Source organism: bacterium (genome assembly GCA_013360195.1).
GTDB lineage: Bacteria > Electryoneota > RPQS01 > RPQS01 > RPQS01 > JABWCQ01.
The window spans coordinates 1-4,097 of sequence record JABWCQ010000037.1; the positions used below are offsets into that span (position 1 = coordinate 1).

Consider the following 4,097-nt stretch of genomic DNA (forward strand, 5'->3'; position numbering starts at 1 on the left):
TCGAGAGTCTCCTGCCCACGCACCTCACCCGCTAATCCTATCAATACGAGACCGACAATAAAAACACAAATATTCCGTCCCATCGCCCACCTTGCCTTTCTGAACATATTTCGGCAAATTCGAGCAGACACAAAATGTTAAGATACGCAATCTGCAGCCCCAGAGCAATCCGACCGTGCACGTTGTGTGCGTATCTCACTTACAGAGTTTCCCAAGAATTTCTGCATGCAAAGCCCGTTCCGCACAATAAAAACAATATCTTAAGTGCCTTCAAAGCGCGCAATCCCTGCGGCCACTCCGCAAGCCGTGCAGAGCCTGACGGCGCGACCCATACTCCTCGACGGTGCTCTCGGTACCGAGCTCGAGCGGCGCGGGGTATCCTGCAAGCTTCCCCTGTGGACAGCCGAGGCCATCATGGAGGCTCCAGAACAGGTGCGCGCTGTCCATCGGTCGTATGTCGAAGCAGGTGCGCATGTCATCACCGCCGGGACATTCCGCACGACTCGCTGGGTATTCTCCAAAGTCGGCATGCCCGAGCGTGCCAAAGAAGTGACGATGCGCGCAGTTCAATTGGCAAGGGACGCCGCGTCAGCGAAACAGGATCCAGCGCCCACGCTGGTGGCGGGCTCGATTGCGCCATTGGAAGATTGCTATCATCCCGAACTTGCACCCGGTGATTTGGTTCTACAAGCAGAGCATCGCCACAACGCGCAAACACTCGCTGAAGCCGGAGTGGACATCATTCTGGTCGAAACACAGAACTCATTGCGCGAAGCGAGAATTGCCACGCACTTCGCGCGCCAAACCGGAATTCCCGTGTGGACGTCGTTCATTTTGAAATCCGACACCGAACTGCTGAACGGCGACTCACTGCGTGATGCCGCGCGGGACGTGGTCAAATACGGCGCCGCAGCCGTACTCGTCAACTGCATTTCTCCCCAAATCGCCGCGCAGGCCGTCATGAACCTCAGCATGCACGTGCACGGGGAAATCATGATAGGGGTCTATCCCAACGCACTCGACCGTTCGATCACACCCGGCGAGTTTGCCGACTGGGGCATAAACATCAAGTCCATCGCCGACATCATCGGCGGTTGCTGCGGCATCGCACCGGAACATATTAGCGCACTGCAGCGCCGCTTGTCCACCATCGCATAAAGTCTGCACATCAAATAGAGAAAGCAAGTCATCATGAAATCCATTGCCATGCTTATCATTGCCGTGTCGGCCTTGACACGCGCCTGCCAGGGCCCCGAAAGCAGCGGCCCCAAAACGGCGCCCGAAGGATTCGGCACCGTTCAGAAAAGTGAGTTGATAGTTGAAGCTCAGCAGCCCTCCATGCAGGTCGAATGGGGAATGGCCGCCGAATTTCCCGTCAATGTGTCCTGGAAGAGCGGACAAAAGTACGCCGTGCAGCTCGCGCCTGCGGACGGCACTCCCGAATGGCTGCATGTTTCCGTCAAGCCGGTGATTCTCGACCCGCCGGGAGTCGTCAACGTGCATGTTGAGCCCGAGCTGGGCCGTGCCAGCCGCGGCAAGCACACCATCACCTTGCAAGCTTCGGCCTACGGCATGAAAGACCCGGTTGAAATCGAACTCGAAATCGAAGTTGTTCGACAAACCGGCACCTTTGAAGTTCTGCAAACGCTGAACTCCACCGTCGAGTGCCGCAATATCTGCGGCGTCGTCAACAACAACCGCATTTCGTTCTATGATTTGCTGAAGGAAAAAGGTCAGGAGTGTGACCAGAAAGGCGGGCTGCCGGCCAATCAGAAAATCGGCTCGCGTGAGTATTCAGTCTCCTCGAAGGGTTACGGCTTCGGCAGAACCTGTACCATTGCCGGAGTCTGGGAAAACACAGGCACGTTAACTCTCGTGAATGTCGGCTTCTTTGACACCAGCATACAGCGCGGTGAGGTGTTCGCGCGTATCAGCGGCGCCGAGCGTGTGTGGATGTCCCCCGATAACACCATTGCCATCGCGCAAAACGGTTCCGCCTTCACTCCCTATGACGTTATCACCGGTTCGCAACTTGGCGAATCGTGCCGCTCCACAGGTGATGTCACCGGCATTCGCTATGAAGCAAACCGGCTCGTGGTCTTCTCGAGCAAAGACTGCGAATGGCAGGTGAAATAGGATATTATTCTCCGAAGAGGAATTAGGTCGTACAGACGTTGACAGGTTGCAGCATTCGAGAATCAAAATGTTGTATTATATGGCAAAGCTGCTTTGTCACACAACATCAAACTCGGGTCACTTTCGCTTGACCCCCCCCGTTGCAATGCGTACATTGAACATAGTCCCTTGCGCAAGGACAAGTTGATCTTTGAATGTATAACGAAACGGAGGCAACGATGAAAACGAAGCACATTGCGGGAATACTCCCGGCATTTGCTCTGATGGTATTCTGGTTCGCGAATGCCTACGCAACTTTCGACAGTCATGTACATACTGGAAATGGTCCCATCGATACCTGGCCCACCATCAGCCCGAGCGGCACGCACAACGTCAAGGTATGTGCGCCCACAAGCGGAACGATCACGGCCTACTTATGGACAAGCGAGCAGGGTCAGTTCGCGAGGATAGTAAGAAGCGATGGTGCAAGCGGCACAACCTCTACGTCGCTGACATCGAGAGCAAACATCCTCTTTGCCTCGTACACGGACCGGCATACCTCGGGCGTCGGAAAGGCTTATCTGGCAGACGCTGCGACCTACATTCCGCCCTGCGGAACCGGAAACTAACCTATAAACTACAAAGCCGCCCGCGGAACCTGCCCGCGGGCGGCCCTCTTTGGAGGTGAGCATGTACCAAGTTATTGCCTTGTTGCTTGCCACTACCCAACTTTGTTCGGCGGACACGCTATTCGTTGCGCCGAACACCAATATTGATGATATACTGCATGACGCTGTCCCGGGTAGCTGGATCATACTCGAAGCCGGTGTTCACCATGGGCCGGTAATCACTTACGGGTACGACTTTGTTATCGGAAGCAGATTCTTGCTTGACAGCGACACATCGCACATATCTGAAACGCGCATTGTTCCTGAAGACGCAAGCGCGGATACGGCAAGCTGCATCGTTTATGGCTACGGGGAAACAGCCAACTCTCGGTTGGTTGGTTTAACTTTGTCTCAGGGACGGGGTACTTTCACGGATCGTCTAGGAGACTTCGCGGGCGGACTTATTCTGATCCAATCATCATCTGCGCAAATTGAGAACTGCCGTTTTGAGGATGGGACTGCGTACTTTGGTGGCGCATGTGCAATTGCCAGTCCACGCGGATCGATAAGCAATCATGTTGTGTTCTCGAACTGTAGATTTGACTCATGCTTCTCGAGCGGCTTTGGAGGAGGGGTGTATGCGGATCAGTGTAGCGTGACTATAGATGATTGCTACATGAGTCGGTTGGAGGCCGGCCCGGGCGCCGGTGCAATAAACATGACGGACGGAAGAGTCTTTCTTAGTACAACAAGAATCGAGTCTTGTAGCGGCCTCGTTGGCGGAGTGATGCTTGGAGATTGCTGGGGTTTGGTACGAGCATGCGAGTTCGTTTCAAACAGGTGCTACTCATGGGGTGTTTGTTCGCACTTCGACGTATACTCCTTCATCGGGAGGATAGAAGCGTGTGAGTTTAGCCTTGCCACAAGCGGATGGCCAAGCATTGGAATCGGAGGTACATCAAGCGAAACGCTATTCCTCGGGAATTTGGTTCGTGACAATTCCGCGCTAATTTCGTCAGGCACTCTCGTTACATACGACCTGAGCCAGAACGAGGTTTCACACAATTTGTTCCTTAACAATCAGAACGTGTATGGCGGTACGGTTTGGGCTTTTCAGAACAGTAACGCAATTGTGCATCACAACACTTTTACGAATAATTCGTCTTTGAATCCGGAAAGTGGCAGCGTAATTCAAACAATGTCATTCGGACGACCCGATGTGTCTGAGAACATAATCGCGGGTAACTCCGGCCAGACGATTTCTGCATACTACCAGTACCCCGTCCGCATAGACGCGCGCAACAATTGGTGGGGTCACGAGAGCGGGCCGTATCATCCGACGCTAAATCCAACCGGTCAAGGCGACACGCTGCT

General features: G+C 54.0%; 4 protein-coding genes. All 4 read left to right on the top strand.

Annotation, left to right across the window (positions count from 1 at the left end):
- Positions 1-264: 264 nt before the first annotated feature.
- Positions 265-1,158 (top strand): homocysteine S-methyltransferase family protein, encoded by an 894-nt coding sequence (locus HUU59_13475; protein ID NUO20451.1) that lies wholly within the window; start codon positions 265-267, stop codon positions 1,156-1,158.
- 33 nt (positions 1,159-1,191) lie between these two features.
- Positions 1,192-2,136, top strand: coding sequence for a hypothetical protein (locus tag HUU59_13480; GenBank protein ID NUO20452.1), 945 nt, complete (start codon positions 1,192-1,194; stop codon positions 2,134-2,136).
- A 218-nt stretch (positions 2,137-2,354) separates the two neighbouring features.
- A complete protein-coding gene (locus HUU59_13485; protein ID NUO20453.1) occupies positions 2,355-2,744 on the top strand; it encodes a hypothetical protein in 390 nt (129 codons plus the stop codon).
- Positions 2,745-2,805: 61 nt separating this feature from the next.
- Positions 2,806-4,097: hypothetical protein (locus HUU59_13490; protein ID NUO20454.1), on the top strand; the 1,292-nt coding region annotated here is incomplete at its 3' end.